Genomic DNA, 16,100 nt, shown 5'->3' with positions numbered 1-16,100 from the left:
TGGTCGCAAAAAGCCCTGGAGCGCCCGTATTTATTGATGGAGCGTTACCTGGGCTTGTCCCAGCAATTTCAAAATGAAGTCGCGCGCAACATCGAGGACTACCTCGCCAGCGGCGATGCCCTGCGCCTGAGCAGCGCCAGCCAATCCATCGACAGCCTGCAAAAGGACCTCGACGAGTTGCCGCCAGCGTTAGCCGACACCTTGCGCCCGAGCCTGTCGAACCTCGAAGAATTCAGCAAAACCGACTTGTTGGCCGCCGGCAAACTCGCGGGCGATCCACAAGCGCTGCTGCTTCAGGCCGAACGCGAACTCGGCGCCAGCCTCGATCAGCTCAGCCAATACGCCAGCGCTAACGCGGCGTATCTGACGCCGTTGCTCGCCGCCTCACAGCACTTGGGCAAGTTGTCTCTGGCCCGGGACAAACTGGTCAGCAGCGGGCGCAGCGAATTGGCCGCCGATGTCGAGCGTGAAGTCGCCAACATTCGCACTCAGGCTGAGTTGCTGGGCGCCTTGCCGCTGCTCGGTGTAGCCAGCAGCAGCGAATCCGGCACCGATGATTTCGCCGCGATGATGGGCCTGGAGAACACCGAAAAGGCCGTTGCCGAAGATGCGGGCGTCGGCCTCAAGCGTGAACTGAACAGCCTCCTCACTCGCTACCCGGCCGAACTGGCGCGCACACGTGACCAGATCCAGAAACGCACCGACCTCAGCGCCGCCACTCACCTGAAAATCGCAGCCGTGCAACAGGCCATCGCCGGACTGGAGCCGGTGGTTCGCGCCCAGCACGGACAGATCCAGGGCGAAGTGCGGCTGATGCAAGGGGTGATGATTGGCCTGATTCTGCTGATTGCTTTGCTGATCGACACCTTGCAACGGAAACTGGCCCGGACGCTGACCAACCTCGCCCCGGCCCTTTCGACCTGGGCTGAAGGCGACTTCAGCCAGGACATTCAACTGGGTAAAACCAATCGTGAACTGCACGACATTGAAGCGTCGCTCAATCGCTTGCGCGCCTATCTGGTCGACCTGGTAGGGACCATTCGCCTCAACGCCGAGCAGGTCGCCGGTAGCAGCCGAACCCTGGCCGAGTTGAGCAATGACCTGCACAGCGGCGCCGAACATCAGGCCGGTGACACGGCGCTGATCCGCGATTCTCTCGGCGAACTGGAAGCGACCATTCAACAGGTTGCCGGCGATGCCAGCCAGGCGGCCGACGCCAGCCGCCATGCCGGGCTGGCGGTGGAGCACGGCCAGAAAGTCATCGGTTTGAGCCTCACCGGGCTGCACGCGCTGGTCGGCGAAGTGCAAGGCAACGCGCAAATGATCGAACACCTGGCCGAGGAGTCGGCAACCATTGGCGGCGTGCTGACGGTCATCCGTTCGATTGCCGACCAGACCAATCTGCTGGCCCTGAACGCCGCCATCGAAGCGGCCCGAGCCGGGGAAATGGGTCGAGGGTTTGCGGTGGTGGCCGAAGAAGTTCGTTCACTGGCACAACGCACCGCTGGCGCCACAGCAGAGATCCAGACCCTGATCGCAGGGTTGCAAACAGCCGCGCGACAATCGGTGGAAGGCATGCGCGCCCAGGTCGAACACGCCGAAGCCACTGCCAATCAGGCCCAGGCCGCCGACGGAGCGCTGGATAAAATCGTCGGCGCGATCCAGACCATTTCCGACACCGCCGTGCGCATCGCCGATGTCACCGCCCAGCAGAGCGGCGCCGTCAGCGAGATCCGTGATCACAGTGAGCGGATCCACCAATTGGGTGGGGATAACTTGCTGCGCATTGGTCAGGGGCGTGAGCAAGGGGAACATTTGTTGGTGCTGGGTGGACGACTGCATACAGCCGTCCAAGCCTTCCGCGTCTGAAAGATCGCCTTCGCGAGCAAGCTCGCTCCCACATTTGGAATGCGTTCCCCTGTGGGAGCGAGCTTGCTCGCGATAGCGCCAGAACAATCACCACAGAATTCCCGGCCCTGCACGCCCGCCGACTGTCCGCTATCATGCCCTCACTTTCGATACGCGAGATTGTCATGCGCCGTTTGCTCTGCCTGTTGTTTTTAGTGCTCGCCCTGCCGGCCACCGCCGCCGGGTTGCTGGACAGTCGGCCCAGTTCAACGTTGGGCTCGATCAACAACAGCGCCGACTTCCTGCCGGTGCGCGAAGCCTTTCAGCTGAGCCTGGTAGAAAGCACACCGCAATCGATCAAGCTGCGTTTCGTCGCTACCGAGGGTTACTACCTCTATCGCCATCGCTTTCAGTTTCGTGCCGACCCGGCCGATGCAGGCCTGGGCGCCGCGCAACTGCCCAAGGGCGAACAGAAGCACGATGAGTATTTCGGCGATGTCGAGGTCTACCACGGCATTCTCGAAGTCGAACTGCCGCGCACCGATCAACGCGCCTTCACCCTGGTGGTTACGTATCAGGGTTGCGCCGACAAAGGCTTGTGCTATCCACCCGAGACCGAGCGCCTGAGTATTGATGGCAGCGCAGGCACGACTCCGGCCTGGAGCTGGCGCGAATTGGCGCTGTTCTTCCTCGCAGGCATAGGCCTGACGTTCACCCCGTGTGTGCTGCCGATGCTGCCGATCCTGTCCGGCGTGGTGTTGCGCGGTCAGGTGGGTGGTTTGCGCGGCTTCAATTTGTCGCTGGCCTACGTGCTGCCAATGGCCGCCTGCTTCGCCCTGCTCGGGGCGTTGATGGGGATGTTCGGCGCACAACTCAATCTTCAGGCGCGGCTGCAATCGGCGTGGGTGCTGGTGCCGTTCGCGATGTTTTTTGCACTGTTTGCCTTGGCGATGTTTGGCGTCTTCGAACTCAAGCTGCCTCACGCTATCAGCAGTCGGCTGGATCGGATCGCCGGTCGCACCGAGGGTGGTTCGTTGTGGGGCGCCGCCGTGCTGGGCGTGGTTTCCAGCCTGTTGGTGTCGCCCTGCGTCTCGGCGCCGCTGGCCGGCGCGCTGCTGTACATCAGCGCCAGCGGCGATGCATTGGGCGGTGGTCTGAAATTGTTCATGCTCGGCCTTGGCATGGGTGCACCGCTGTTGCTGGTTGCCACTGGTGGCGCCGCTTGGCTGCCGAGAAGCGGACCCTGGCTGATCTATGTGAAAAACGCGATTGGCGTTTTATTGCTGGGGCTGGCGATCGGTCTGCTCAGTCGAGTACTGCCGGGCCAGATCACGTTGCTGCTGATCGGCTTGCTGGCCGGTGGCGTCGGGTTGTTCATGGGTGCGCTGGAGTTCGTCTACAAACCGCCGAGAAAACGCCTGGGCCAGTTGCTGGGAATGTTCCTGCTGTTTTATGCGCTGGCGTGTTGGTATGGAGCGTTCAGCGGCCAGACCGATCCACTCAATCCAATTGGCCAGCCGCGCACGGTTGCCGGCAATGAGCAACCGCAAAACACCAGCGCCTGGCAAACCGTCAGCACCCCGGCAGACCTGGACCGCGTCCTCGCCGAAGCCAAATCATCGGGCACCCCGCTGCTGCTCGACTGGTACGCCGACTGGTGCATCAGTTGCAAAGTCATCGAACATAAGGTGCTCAACGACGCCAGGGTCGTCGAACTTCTCAAAGGCTATCGACTGATCCGCTTCGACATCACCGCCAGCAACGCCGAGCAACGCGCCTTGCTTGACCGCTACAAACTGTTCGGCCCGCCAGCGCTGATGTTTTTCGGCAAAGACGGCGTCGAACACGCCGATGTGCGAGTGATCGGCGAGATCAACGCCACCGACTTCGCCGAACGTGTTGCGAAAGCAAATGACCGGATTTAATAACCCGGTCACATATTTCGCGCAAACATCGGCCATCGTGCTGGCTATTGCATAGAACTGGACAGTCACAAAGGCTTTGCGGCATAGTCGCCGGGTTCTGACAATTGCACACAGATAACAAGGAACAGCAGATGGCGACGCTACTGGTTCTGCACGGACCCAACCTGAACATGCTCGGCACCCGTGAACCGGGCACCTACGGCGCCACGACACTGGCGCAGATCAACCAGGACCTGGAACGCCGTGCCCGTGAAGCCGGCCACCATTTGCTGCACCTGCAAAGCAACGCCGAGTACGAATTGATCGACCGCATCCACGCTGCCCGCAGCGAAGGTGTGGACTTCATTCTGATCAACCCAGCAGCTTTTACGCACACAAGTGTCGCATTACGTGACGCGCTGCTGGCGGTGAGCATCCCATTCATCGAAGTGCATTTGTCTAACGTGCACAAACGCGAACCTTTCCGCCATCACTCTTACTTCTCCGACGTAGCGGTGGGAGTGATCTGCGGCCTTGGCGCCAGCGGTTATCGACTGGCCCTGGAGGCCGCACTAGAGCTGCTTGAAAGACAGGCAACGGCTTGAACAACAAGCGTAACGCCCCTGACCGACCCTTGGGAGTTGATGATTCATGGATATCCGTAAAGTTAAGAAACTGATCGAACTGCTGGAAGAGTCCGGCATCGACGAACTCGAGATCAAGGAAGGCGAAGAGTCCGTACGCATCAGCCGTCACAGCAAGACCCCGGCTCAGCAGTACTACGCACCGGCTCCAATGCATGCTCCGGCGCCTGCGCCTGTTGCTGCTGCCCCGGTTGCTGCCGCCGCACCTGCTGCTCCGGCCGCGCCAGTTCTGAACGGTAACGTTGCCCGTTCGCCTATGGTCGGCACCTTCTATCGCAAATCTTCGCCATCCTCGCCATCCTTCGTTGAAGTCGGCCAGACCGTGAAGAAAGGCGACACCCTGTGCATCGTCGAAGCCATGAAGATGATGAACCACATCGAAGCTGAAAGCAGCGGTGTGATCGAATCTATCCTCGTCGAAGACGGCCAGCCGGTTGAGTACGACCAACCGCTGTTCACCATCGTTTGAACCGCGGAGAGACTTTGATGACTGCGAAGTTGGAAAAAGTTCTGATCGCCAACCGCGGTGAGATCGCCCTGCGGATCCTGCGTGCCTGCAAAGAGATGGGCATCAAGACTGTCGCCGTTTACTCCAAGGCCGACAAAGAGCTGATGCACCTGGGTCTGGCAGACGAATCCGTCTGCATCGGCCCGGCCTCGGCCGCGCATTCTTACCTGCACATCCCGGCAATCATCGCCGCGGCTGAAGTGACCGGCGCTACCGCCATTCACCCAGGCTACGGTTTCCTTGCGGAAAACGCTGATTTCGCTGAACAGGTCGAGAACTCCGGCTTCGCGTTCATTGGCCCGAAAGCCGACACCATTCGCCTGATGGGCGACAAGGTATCGGCCAAGCACGCCATGATCGCTGCGGGCGTTCCAACCGTTCCGGGTTCCGACGGCCCACTGCCTGAGGACGAAGAAACCGCTCTGCGCATCGGTCGCGAGGTCGGTTACCCAGTGATCATCAAAGCCGCTGGCGGCGGCGGTGGTCGCGGCATGCGCGTTGTGCATAAAGAAGAAGACCTGATCTCCTTCGCCAAACTGACCCGCACCGAAGCAGGCGCGGCGTTCGGCAACCCGATGGTCTATCTGGAAAAATTCCTGACCAACCCACGCCACGTGGAAGTTCAGGTACTTTCCGACGGCCAGGGCCACGCCATCCATCTGGGCGACCGCGATTGCTCGCTGCAACGTCGTCACCAGAAGGTGCTCGAAGAAGCGCCGGCACCGGGCATCGACGAGAAAGCACGCGCAGAAGTCCTCGCACGCTGCGTCAAGGCTTGCATCGACATCAACTACCGTGGCGCGGGCACTTTCGAGTTCCTGTACGAGAACGGCGCGTTCTATTTCATCGAAATGAACACCCGCGTTCAGGTTGAGCACCCGGTATCGGAAATGGTCACCGGCATCGACATCGTCAAGGAGATGCTCAGCATCGCCGCTGGCAACAAGCTGTCGTACACCCAGGAAGACGTGGTTATCCGCGGTCATGCACTGGAATGCCGAATCAACGCCGAAGACCCGAAAACCTTCATGCCGAGCCCAGGTACGGTCAAGCATTTCCACGCACCAGGCGGCAACGGCGTTCGCGTCGATTCGCACCTGTACAGTGGCTATGCCGTTCCGCCGAACTACGATTCGTTGATCGGCAAGCTGATCACCTACGGCGCAACCCGTGACGAAGCGTTGGCGCGCATGCGCAATGCGCTGGACGAAATCGTTGTCGACGGGATCAAGACCAACATCCCGCTGCACCGCGACCTGGTCCGTGATGAAGGCTTCTGCAAAGGTGGAATCAACATCCACTACCTGGAACACAAGCTGGCTGGCGAAAAGCACTAAGCTTCGACCCAATCAACAAAGCCGCCTTCGGGCGGCTTTGTTGTTTCTGGACATTTCATCAAGCAGCACACATCCCCTGTGGGAGCGGTGTGAATCAGGAGCCGTGCAGTGGATGCAGGCCAAGCCACTCCCACAAACCCTCCGCGCTCGCGTAAACTTGCGCGCTTCTCGCAGCCCGCTAGGCTGCAATCAATATTTTTCAAAGGTGCCCGCCATGCCTTGGCTGCAAGTCCGTCTCGCCATCAGCCCAGAACAAGCCGAAACCTTCGAAGACGCTTTCCTTGAAGTGGGCGCCGTATCGGTGACGTTCATGGACGCCGAAGATCAGCCGATCTTCGAGCCGGAACTCAACACCACGCCGCTGTGGTCGCACACGCACCTGCTGGCCCTGTTCGAAGGTGGCACCGAAGCCGCCACCGTGCTGGCCCACCTTGAGTTGCTGACCGGCAGTCCGCTGCCCGAACATCACAGCGAAGTCATCGAAGACCAGGATTGGGAACGCAGTTGGATGGACGGTTTCCAGCCGATGCGTTTCGGCCAGCGCCTGTGGATCGTTCCAAGCTGGCACGCTGCGCCAGAGCCTGACGCGGTGAATTTGCTGCTGGATCCGGGCTTGGCGTTCGGCACCGGCACTCACCCGACCACCGCGCTGTGCCTGGAATGGCTCGACGGTCAGGACCTGAAAGACTGCAACGTGCTGGACTTCGGCTGCGGCTCGGGGATTCTGGCGATTGCCGCCCTGTTGCTGGGTGCCAAGGAAGCCGTCGGTACCGATATCGACGTGCAAGCCCTGGAAGCTTCTCGCGACAATGCCGGGCGCAACAACATTGCCGAAGCACTCTTCCCACTGTATCTGCCGGAAGATCTGCCGCAGGTTCAGGCCGACGTGCTGGTGGCCAACATTCTTGCTGGCCCGCTGGTTTCCCTGGCGCCGCAATTGTCCAGCCTGGTCAAATCCGGTGGTCGTCTGGCGCTGTCGGGCATCCTCGCCGAGCAAGGTGAAGACGTCGCCAAAGCCTACGCCCAGGACTTCGATCTGGACCCGATCGCCAATCGCGATGGCTGGGTGCGCATCACTGGCCGTCGGCGCTAGAATGAGCGCCTGCATAAACCGGATCGCCGCATGACCGACAGCTTCGTCACCCAGTGCCCGCATTGCCAAACCAGCTTCCGTGTCAGCCATGCTCAATTGAGCGTGGCCCGCGGAGTGGTTCGTTGCGGCTCGTGTTTGCAGGTGTTCAACGCCGCCAAGCAGCTACTTGAGCAACGGGCCGGCAAGGACGCGATCACGCCGGCTGCCCCGGCCATCGTCGAACCGCCGGAGCCGCGAGCCATCAGTCAAAAGCAATGGACCGCCGCCGAGCTGGATCTGGACAGCCTGGACCTGGACGAAGAGCTCGCTCGCCTCGAACAACGGGAGATCCAGCCGACCACGGATTTCGGCCGACAGCGCGAAGACAACCTGAGTGCCAGCCGGGATACCGTCGAGCACGAAGAAGCGCCGTGGCCCGACAGCCTGTTCAGCGAATCGGCTGCCGATCGTGCGCAGACCACCGAAGCCGACTTGCCAGAGCTGGAACTCGATCCGAGCAAATATTCGCGCACCGAACCTTCGCTGTCCCTGGAACCGGTGGAGCTGGACGACGAGTCTCTGCCGCCACAGCTGCGCCTGCACGACCCACTCGACGCACCGATGCATCACGAGCGCCTGTCGGCGACCGATGATATCGACGACGATCTGCCCTCGATCGAACCTGTGCGCAAAAAGCGTGAGCCGGCTGTCCGCGCTGAAGCTCTGCAAGACCTGACCGATGACCCACTGCAACTGGACTGGCAAAAACGCCGTTCACCCTGGGGCCGCCGATTTTTCTGGCTGCTGTTGATCCTGCTCGGCGCCGCCGCGCTCGTCGGCCAGTACATCGCCTACCATTTCGAGGAGCTGGCGCGTCAGGACCAGTACCGTCCGTGGTTCCAGCAACTGTGCCCGCAAATCGGCTGCACCGTGCCATCCAAAGTCGACATCGCCAAAATCAAAAGCAGCAACCTGGTGGTCCGCAGCCACCCGGACTTCAACGGTGCACTGGTGGTCGACGCGATCATCTACAACCGCGCGCCCTTCTCCCAGCCGTTCCCGCTGCTGGAGTTGCGGTTTGCCGACCTCAACGGCCACCTGATCGCCAGCCGTCGCTTCAAACCCGGCGAGTACCTCAACGGCGATCTCGAAGGGATGGCGGAGATGCCTCCGCAGACGCCGATCCACATCGCACTGGATATCCTCGATCCAGGCTCCAAAGCGGTGAATTACAGCCTGAGCTTCCATTCGCCCGAGTGAAACGGTTCAGTGTTACGGCTTTGACGGCATATTTCTGACTTTGACCGCTCATACCAAACCGCTGGCGATAACAGAATAACTGTTCAGATTTTGTTCAATTCAGCCTTTATCCAGTCATCGAGAGCGGGTATCATGCCAACCCTTTTTCGAACTCTCATGATCCGACCCCACAACAGGGAAGTCCTATGTCGGCGGTACGCATCGGTCCTTACACATTGCACAACGGCTTGATTCTCGCCCCGATGGCGGGGGTCACAGACCAACCCTTTCGTCAGCTGTGCAAGCGTCTGGGCGCAGGACTTGTAGTCTCGGAAATGGTCACCAGCGACATGAGCTTGTGGAACACCCGCAAATCGCGGATGCGCATGATCCACGAAGGTGATCCCGAGCCCCGCTCGGTACAGATCGCCGGTGGTGATGCACAGATGCTGGCGGATGCGGCCCGGGCCAACGTTGAACTGGGCGCACAGATTATTGATATCAACATGGGCTGTCCGGCGAAAAAGGTCTGCAACAAGGCCGCCGGGTCCGCGCTGTTGAAGGATGAAGCACTGGTGACCGAGATCCTGCAGGCCGTAGTGGCTGCGGTTGATGTGCCGGTCACCCTGAAGATCCGCACCGGCTGGGACCGGGACAACAAGAACGGCCTGACCGTGGCGAAGATCGCCGAGCAGGCAGGCATTACGGCGTTGGCGGTCCATGGCCGCACCCGTGCCGATCTGTACACCGGCGAAGCCGAGTACGACACCATCGCCGCGATCAAGCAGGCCGTGTCGATTCCGGTCTTTGCCAACGGCGATATCGATTCGCCAGAGAAGGCCCGGTACGTGCTCGATGCGACCGGTGCCGATGGCCTGCTGGTAGGCCGGGCCGCCCAGGGGCGGCCATGGATTTTTCGTGAGATCGATCACTTTCTGCGTACCGGCGAGAAACTCCCGGCACTGGAACTGATCGAGGTGGAACGCATTCTGCTAGAGCATCTGGCTGCGCTGCACGTCTTCTATGGAGACGTCATGGGCGTACGCATTGCTCGAAAGCATGTGGGCTGGTATCTCGCAACCTTGCCGGGCGCCAGGGAGTTTCGCGCCCACTTCAATCGTTTGGAAGATACGGAAGCACAATGCGCCAACGTTCAGGGCTTCTTCGCCGAACGTTACAAGAGCCTGACAGGGGACGGAGACGAGGTGGCCGCATGACGATGATGACCGAGACTTTAGTGAGTGGAACAACACCCGTGAGCGACAACGTGAATTTGAAACAGCACCTCAATACGCCGAGCGAAGAAGGTCAGACCCTTCGCGGGAGTGTCGAGAAGGCGCTGCACAATTATTTCGCCCACCTTGAGGGCGCTGCCGTCACGGATGTGTACAACCTGGTGCTCTCCGAAGTCGAGGCTCCCCTGCTCGAGTGCGTGATGAACTACGTCAAGGGCAACCAGACCAAGGCCAGCGAGCTGCTCGGGCTGAACCGAGGCACGCTGCGCAAGAAACTCAAGCAGTACGATTTGCTGTAAGCATTCAATCAAACCAGAAAGGCGCCCGCGTAAAAACGGTCGCCTTTTTTGCTGACTCCTTTGCTTTTGATGGAAATTGAAATGACCGACCAGACTACCCGCCTGCCGATCCGCCGCGCCTTGATCAGCGTTTCCGACAAGACCGGGATCCTCGAATTCGCCAAAGAGCTTGAAGCCCTGGGCGTCGAGATCCTCTCCACCGGCGGAACGTTCAAGCTGCTGCGCGACAACGGTGTTGCCGCAGTGGAAGTCGCGGATTACACCGGTTTCGCAGAAATGATGGACGGTCGGGTAAAAACCCTGCACCCGAAAATCCACGGTGGGATCCTCGGTCGTCGCGGTATCGACGACGCCATCATGAACGAGCACGGCATCAAGCCGATCGACCTGGTAGCGGTCAACCTGTACCCGTTCGAAGCGACTATCAACAAGCCAGGCTGCGACCTGCCGACCGCAATCGAGAACATCGATATCGGCGGCCCGACCATGGTCCGTTCGGCTGCAAAAAACCACAAAGACGTGGCCATCGTGGTGAATGCCAGCGACTACACCAGCGTCCTCGAAAGCCTCAAGGCCGGCGGCCTGACCTACGCTCAGCGTTTCGACCTGATGCTCAAGGCCTTCGAACACACCGCCGCCTATGACGGCATGATCGCCAACTACATGGGCACCGTGAACCAGGCGGCTGACACCCTCAGCACCGAAGGTCGCAGCGAGTTCCCGCGCACTTTCAACAGCCAGTTCGTCAAGGCTCAGGAAATGCGCTACGGCGAGAACCCGCACCAGAGCGCGGCGTTCTACGTTGAAGCCAAGCCTGCCGAAGTTGGTATTGCCACCGCGACCCAACTGCAAGGCAAAGAGCTGTCGTACAACAACGTGGCCGACACCGACGCCGCGCTGGAATGCGTGAAGAGCTTCGTCAAACCGGCCTGCGTGATCGTCAAGCACGCCAACCCGTGCGGCGTGGCCGTCAGCCCGGACGCCGAAGGTGGCATCCGTCAGGCTTACGAACTGGCCTACGCCACCGACACCGAGTCGGCGTTCGGCGGCATCATCGCCTTCAACCGCGAACTGGATGCTGAAACCGCCAAGGCCATCGTCGAGCGTCAGTTCGTCGAAGTGATCATCGCCCCGTCCGTCAGCGAAGAAGCTCGCGCAATCGTGGCGGCCAAAGCCAACGTGCGCCTGCTGGCCTGCGGCGAGTGGTCGGCTGATCGCGCTGCTGCGTGGGACTACAAACGCGTCAACGGTGGCCTGCTGGTGCAGAGCCGCGACATCGGCATGATTGGCGCCGACGACCTGAAAGTCGTGACCAAACGCGCCCCGACCGAGCAGGAGATCCACGACCTGATCTTCGCCTGGAAAGTCGCCAAATACGTTAAGTCCAACGCCATCGTCTACGCCAAGAACCGTCAGACCATCGGTGTCGGCGCTGGCCAGATGAGCCGCGTGAACTCCGCTCGTATTGCTGCGATCAAGGCTGAACACGCTGGTTTGCAGGTACAAGGTGCGGTCATGGCATCGGATGCATTCTTCCCGTTCCGCGACGGCATCGACAACGCGGCCAAGGTCGGTATCACTGCGGTGATCCAGCCAGGCGGCTCGATGCGTGATAACGAAGTGATTGCTGCAGCAGACGAGGCCGGCATCGCGATGGTCTTTACTGGCATGCGCCACTTCCGTCACTGATACACCGATCCCTGTGGGAGCGGGCTTGCTCGCGAAGACGGCAGCACATTCAGCATTGATGTGACTGACACACCGCTTTCGCGAGCAAGCCCGCTCCCACATAAGAGCACCCTGCGGTGCTATCAAGAATTAGCGTCATCCGAGGTTTTTGAAATGAATGTTTTGATCATTGGCAGCGGTGGCCGTGAACACGCCCTGGCCTGGAAAGTGGCTCAGGATCCGCGCGTGCAAAAGGTTTTCGTGGCTCCGGGCAACGCCGGCACCGCCATTGAAGCCAAGTGCGAGAACGTCGCTATCGACGTGCTGGCCCTTGAACAGCTGGCAGACTTCGCCGAGAAGAATGTTTCCCTGACCATCGTCGGCCCGGAAGTGCCGCTGGTCGCTGGTGTCGTCGATCTGTTCCGCTCCCGTGGCCTGGATTGCTTCGGTCCGACCGCTGGCGCTGCTCAGCTGGAAGGTTCGAAAGCCTTCACCAAGGATTTCCTGGCGCGCCACAAGATCCCGACCGCCGATTACCAGAACTTCACCGAGATCGAGCCTGCCCTGGCTTATCTGCGTGAAAAAGGCGCACCGATCGTGATCAAGGCCGATGGCCTGGCCGCCGGTAAAGGTGTGATCGTTGCCATGACGTTGACCGAAGCCGAAGACGCCGTACGCGACATGCTCGCGGGTAACGCATTCGGCGACGCAGGCTCGCGCGTAGTGATCGAAGAGTTCCTGGACGGTGAAGAAGCCAGCTTCATCGTCATGGTCGACGGCAAGAACGTATTGCCGATGGCCACCAGCCAGGACCACAAACGCGTCGGCGACGGCGACACCGGTCCGAACACCGGCGGCATGGGTGCTTACTCCCCTGCCCCGGTCGTGACCGCTGAAGTGCACAAGCGCGTCATGGACCTGGTGATCTGGCCAACCGTGCGCGGCATGGCCGATGAAGGCAACGTCTACACCGGTTTCCTGTACGCCGGTCTGATGATCGACAAAGCCGGTAACCCAAAAGTTATCGAGTTCAACTGCCGTTTCGGCGACCCTGAGACCCAACCGGTGATGCTGCGTTTGCAGTCGAGCCTGGTGTTGCTGGTCGAAGCGGCGCTGGCGCAAGCCCTGGACAAGGTCGAAGCACAATGGGATCCGCGTCCGAGCGTCGGCATCGTGCTGGCGGCTGGCGGCTATCCTGGTGACTACGCTAAAGGCGTTGCCATCAACGGTCTCGATGCAGCTGCAGCACTGGAAGGCAAAGTCTTCCACGCTGGTACTGCACTCAAGGACGGTCAAGTGGTGACAGCCGGTGGTCGGGTACTCTGCGCCACAGCAATGGGTGCCAGCGTCGATGCCGCTCAGCAGCAGGCTTACAAGCTGGCGGCCAAAATTGACTGGGAAGGCTGTTTCTATCGCAAGGACATTGGCTACCGTGCCATTGCCCGCGAGCGTGGCGAAAATCAGGAATAAGAGCGCCATTGGGCCAGGCAAGGGCTTCGGGCCCTTGCCGGACTATTCCGGCGCCGCGCATAGTTATATTCTGGCATCAACCTACGAAGGGATTTCGCCGTGCGCTGGCTCAGGATTGCCATAGGTTTCACCGTCACTCTGCTGACCTTGCTCTGCATGCTCCCGGCCCAGGCCACGCAAGGCAGTGGCTGGGCGGTATTGCTCGACGAACAGGGTGACCTGCAGCTCAGCGACATCCGTTCCGCTCGCTACACCAACCAATTCAGCCCCATTGAACTCGACCGCCTCACCGCCGCCGAACCCGATGGTGCGTTATGGCTGCGTTTCAGACTCGCGCCCGGCAAGCATGAACAGTTGCTGCGAGTATTCGCGCCCGACCTGTCGCATCTCAATCTGTATGTGCTGGACGGCGACACGCTGATCGAGCAAGTGAACACCGGCACCGGCCAGCCCCAGGCTGAACGGCCACTGCCCAGCAGCGACTTCATGTTGCCGTTGCCGCAAAACGAAAAACCTCTCGACGTTTACCTGCGACTGGTCTCCGACCATCAGTTGAGGCCTTACATCACCCTGCAGTCGGCGGTCATGACCGCGGCCAATCAGAATCAGACGCTGATCTACGGACTGTTGTTCGGCTGTATCGCGATGCTGATCCTGCACAGCCTCGTCCGCTACGCCTATACCCGCTCACGCAGCAGTTTCTGGCTGGCCGGATGCGAAGCATTGTTGATGCTCAGCCTGTTGCTGTTGCTGAATCTGGCAGGGCCTTGGCTGCCGAACTGGCACGCGGTGCAGACACCCGGCGCCTACCTCGCCTTGCTGCTGACGGCGCCATGCGGCCTGATGTTCGCCTATCGCTTCTTCGCCCCACTTGGCCCGCACCCGCTGAACAAGTTGCTGCTGGGGGACATTCTGTTCATCGTGGTCTGCGGCTTGCTGCTGTTGTTCGTCAACACGTTGCCGCTGAACATCATGACCTACGCCCTGGTCGCTCTGGCAGGTCTGAGCATGTTGTTCGTCAGCGCCTATCACTGGCAAAAAGGTTATCGCCCGGCGCGCCTGTTCGTCGCGGCGATGGTGGTGTTCAACATTGGCACTCTGATCATGTTGCCGGCACTCCTGGGATTGACCCTGGTCGCACCGCAGGGCTTGATCATGACGCTGCTGGGGTTAATCTGCATCAGCGGCGTGCTGATGAGCATTGCACTGAGCGAACGTCAGCGCAGCATCACCGAAGACCGTTTCAGCGTCAGCCGCGACCTGGCCGCCAGCAACGCCGAAATCAACGCCAAGGCCGAATTCCTGGCAAAAATCAGCCACGAAATCCGCACCCCGATGAATGGCGTGCTGGGCATGACCGAGCTGCTGCTGGGCACACCGCTCTCGGTCAAGCAGCGCGACTATGTACAGACCATCCACAGTGCCGGCAACGAACTGCTGACACTGATCAACGAGATTCTCGACATCTCCAAGCTTGAATCCGGGCAGATCGAACTGGACGATGTGCAGTTCGACCTCAACGCACTGATCGAAGATTGTCTGAGCATCTTCCGCGCCAAGGCCGAACAGCAGAACGTCGAGCTGATCAGCTTTATCCAGCCGCAAGTGCCACGCGTCATCAGCGGTGACCCTACTCGCCTGCGCCAGACCTTGCTGAGCCTGCTGGAAAACGCCCTGAAGAAAACCGACGAAGGCGAAATCCTGATCGTCGTCGCGCTCGATGAGCGCAGTGCCAAACCGCGCTTGCGCATTGCCGTGCAGGACAGCGGTGAGCCGATGGACGCCGAAGAGCGCGACGCATTGATGCACGCCGAACTGCACAGCAAGCACTTCCTCTCGGCCACCCGTTTGGGAGGCAACCTGGGGCTGGTGATCGCCCGTCAACTGATTCGCTTGATGCAAGGGGAGTTCGGGGTCAAGAGCGGCGCCAATCAGGGCAGCACCTTGTGGCTGACCCTGCCACTGGACCCTGACCGCCTCGAACACCCGACGTCGGACCTCGATGGCCCACTGCAGGGTGCACGGGTATTGGTGGTGGACGATAACGACACGTGTCGCAAAGTGCTGGTGCAACAGTGCAGCGCCTGGGGCCTGAATGTCAGTGCCGTAGCGTCCGGCAAAGAAGCGCTGGCGCTGCTGCGCACCAAGGCTCACTTGCGCGATTACTTCGACGTGGTCCTGCTGGACCAGAACATGCCCGGCATGACCGGCATGCAACTGGCCGCCAAGATCAAGGAAGACCCGAGCCTGAACCACGACATCCTGCTGATCATGCTCACCGGCATCAGCAATGCGCCCAGCAAGATCATCGCACGCAACTCCGGGATCAAACGCATCCTTGCCAAACCGGTGGCCGGGTACACCCTCAAGACGACGTTGGCCGACGAGCTGAACCAGCGAAACAAGGGCCTTTCCATCTCGCAGCACCTGCCCGCCGGCCCTACCTTACCGGTTAAGGTGCCAAGTGATTTCCGCATCCTGGTGGCCGAAGACAACAGCATCTCGACCAAGGTGATTCGCGGCATGCTAGGCAAGCTCAACCTGCAACCGGATACCGCCAGCAATGGCGAAGAAGCCTTGCAGGCGATGAAAGCCCAGCGTTATGACCTGGTCCTGATGGACTGCGAAATGCCGATCCTCGACGGCTTCTCCGCGACTCAGCAATTGCGTGCCTGGGAAGTCGGTAATCAGCGGATTCGCACGCCGGTGGTGGCGCTGACTGCGCACATCCTCGCCGAACACAAAGAACGTGCACGCCAGGCCGGCATGGACGGGCATATGGCCAAACCGGTCGAGCTGTCGCAGTTGCGCGATTTGATCGAGCATTGGGTTGGGCAGCGGGATCAGCAGAACCGCACAGAGTCGACCATCTGAGA

11 protein-coding genes and 1 pseudogene are annotated in these 16,100 nt (G+C 60.5%); all 12 read left to right on the top strand.

Going from position 1 to position 16,100, the window contains the following annotated elements; all coding sequences use genetic code 11:
• Positions 1-1,362: 1,362 nt before the first annotated feature.
• Positions 1,363-1,869, top strand: a pseudogene (locus ACMXYH_RS04165) (methyl-accepting chemotaxis protein); the annotation flags it as partial.
• 164 nt (positions 1,870-2,033) lie between these two features.
• On the top strand, positions 2,034-3,773 hold the full coding sequence (locus ACMXYH_RS04160) for a protein-disulfide reductase DsbD (RefSeq protein ID WP_415766385.1): 1,740 nt from the start codon (positions 2,034-2,036) through the stop codon (positions 3,771-3,773).
• A 131-nt stretch (positions 3,774-3,904) separates the two neighbouring features.
• Positions 3,905-4,357 carry a type II 3-dehydroquinate dehydratase gene (gene aroQ, locus ACMXYH_RS04155; protein WP_129438831.1) on the top strand — a complete coding sequence of 151 codons (453 nt, stop codon included), beginning with the start codon at positions 3,905-3,907 and terminating at the stop codon, positions 4,355-4,357.
• 46 nt (positions 4,358-4,403) lie between these two features.
• Entirely contained in the window at positions 4,404-4,865 is a 462-nt protein-coding gene (gene accB, locus ACMXYH_RS04150) for an acetyl-CoA carboxylase biotin carboxyl carrier protein (protein ID WP_008153753.1), read from the top strand.
• Between the two features lie 17 nt (positions 4,866-4,882).
• Positions 4,883-6,241, top strand: coding sequence for an acetyl-CoA carboxylase biotin carboxylase subunit (accC, locus tag ACMXYH_RS04145; RefSeq protein ID WP_008153754.1), 1,359 nt, complete (start codon positions 4,883-4,885; stop codon positions 6,239-6,241).
• Between the two features lie 214 nt (positions 6,242-6,455).
• Positions 6,456-7,334, top strand: coding sequence for a 50S ribosomal protein L11 methyltransferase (prmA, locus tag ACMXYH_RS04140; RefSeq protein WP_129438833.1), 879 nt, complete (start codon positions 6,456-6,458; stop codon positions 7,332-7,334).
• A gap of 30 nt (positions 7,335-7,364) precedes the next feature.
• Entirely contained in the window at positions 7,365-8,573 is a 1,209-nt protein-coding gene (locus ACMXYH_RS04135) for a DUF3426 domain-containing protein (protein WP_415766384.1), read from the top strand.
• 185 nt (positions 8,574-8,758) lie between these two features.
• Positions 8,759-9,769, top strand: a complete 1,011-nt coding sequence (dusB, locus tag ACMXYH_RS04130; protein ID WP_008153758.1) for a tRNA dihydrouridine synthase DusB — start codon at positions 8,759-8,761, stop codon at positions 9,767-9,769.
• A complete protein-coding gene (fis, locus tag ACMXYH_RS04125) occupies positions 9,766-10,086 on the top strand; it encodes a DNA-binding transcriptional regulator Fis (RefSeq protein WP_007907419.1) in 321 nt (106 codons plus the stop codon). Before dusB ends, fis begins: the two co-directional genes overlap by 4 nt.
• Before the next feature lie 81 nt (positions 10,087-10,167).
• Positions 10,168-11,775 (top strand): bifunctional phosphoribosylaminoimidazolecarboxamide formyltransferase/IMP cyclohydrolase, encoded by a 1,608-nt coding sequence (purH, locus tag ACMXYH_RS04120; RefSeq protein WP_415766383.1) that lies wholly within the window; start codon positions 10,168-10,170, stop codon positions 11,773-11,775.
• 153 nt (positions 11,776-11,928) lie between these two features.
• Positions 11,929-13,224: a phosphoribosylamine--glycine ligase gene (gene purD / locus ACMXYH_RS04115; protein ID WP_129438839.1), complete on the top strand. Its 1,296-nt coding sequence runs from the start codon at positions 11,929-11,931 to the stop codon at positions 13,222-13,224.
• A 99-nt stretch (positions 13,225-13,323) separates the two neighbouring features.
• A complete protein-coding gene (locus ACMXYH_RS04110) occupies positions 13,324-16,098 on the top strand; it encodes a hybrid sensor histidine kinase/response regulator (RefSeq protein WP_415766382.1) in 2,775 nt (924 codons plus the stop codon).
• Positions 16,099-16,100 lie beyond the last annotated feature (2 nt).

This window comes from Pseudomonas frigoris (assembly GCF_047758635.1).
Taxonomy (GTDB): domain Bacteria; phylum Pseudomonadota; class Gammaproteobacteria; order Pseudomonadales; family Pseudomonadaceae; genus Aquipseudomonas; species Aquipseudomonas frigoris.
This window is presented reverse-complemented; position numbering and strand designations above follow the sequence as displayed.